The sequence below is a fragment of the Candidatus Accumulibacter vicinus genome (assembly GCF_000584955.1).
GTDB lineage: Bacteria > Pseudomonadota > Gammaproteobacteria > Burkholderiales > Rhodocyclaceae > Accumulibacter > Accumulibacter vicinus.
In genome coordinates, this window is the sequence record NZ_JDSS02000032.1 from 8,153 (window position 1) to 8,951 (window position 799).

At 71.1% G+C, this 799-nt stretch carries 1 protein-coding gene; it reads left to right on the forward strand.

Features of this window, described 5'->3' with window-relative positions; translation table 11 throughout:
* Positions 1-28: 28 nt before the first annotated feature.
* Positions 29-799: Ig-like domain-containing protein (locus tag CAPSK01_RS23210; RefSeq protein WP_273703775.1), on the forward strand; the 771-nt coding region annotated here is incomplete at its 3' end.

Below are 799 nucleotides of genomic sequence, written 5' to 3' on the forward strand. Positions count from 1 at the left end.
TCATTCACTAGCGCAGGGGAGAACGATCATGCCCAACCTCCGTCAAGCCCTGCGCCGCCTCGCCCCCTTCCTGCTGCTCGTCCTGATCGGCCTGGTTCCGCCGGCCTGGGCCGCCCCGACGGTGAGTCTCGGCGCGCCGGCCGCCGGGGCCGTCTACCTCGCCCCGGCGAGCGTCCCCGTCAGCGCCATCGCCATCGCCAGTGCCGGCACGACGCTGACCAAAGTCGAGTTCCTCGACGGCGCCACTGTTCTCGCCACGCTCACCGCCAGCCCCTACACCTTCACTTGGAACAACGTCCCGGCCGGCAGTCACCCCCTCACCGCCCGGGTCACCGACAGCGCTGGGGGAGTGACGACCAGTGCCGCGCGCACGATCACCGTCAACGCGACCAATACCCCACCGACGGTCAGTCTCAGCGCGCCGGCGGCCGGCGCCAGTTACCTCGCCCCGGCCAATATCTCGCTCAGCGCCACGGCGAGCGGCGTCGAGGTCAACACCCCGATCAGCAAGGTCGAGTTCTTCCAGGGCACCACGCTGATCGGCACCGCCACGGCCAGCCCCTACACCGTCCCCTGGAGCAACGTCCCGGCCGGCAGTTACCCCCTCACCGCCCGGGCCACCGACAGCGCCGGCGGCGTCACCACCAGTGCTGCACGGACGATCACCGTCACCGGCACCAACACCCCACCGACGGTCAGCCTGACCGCACCGGCCGCCGGCGCGAGCTACCTCGCCCCGGCCATGGTGACGCTCACCGCCAGTGCCAGCGGCGGCGAAGCCAACACCCCGGTGACCAAA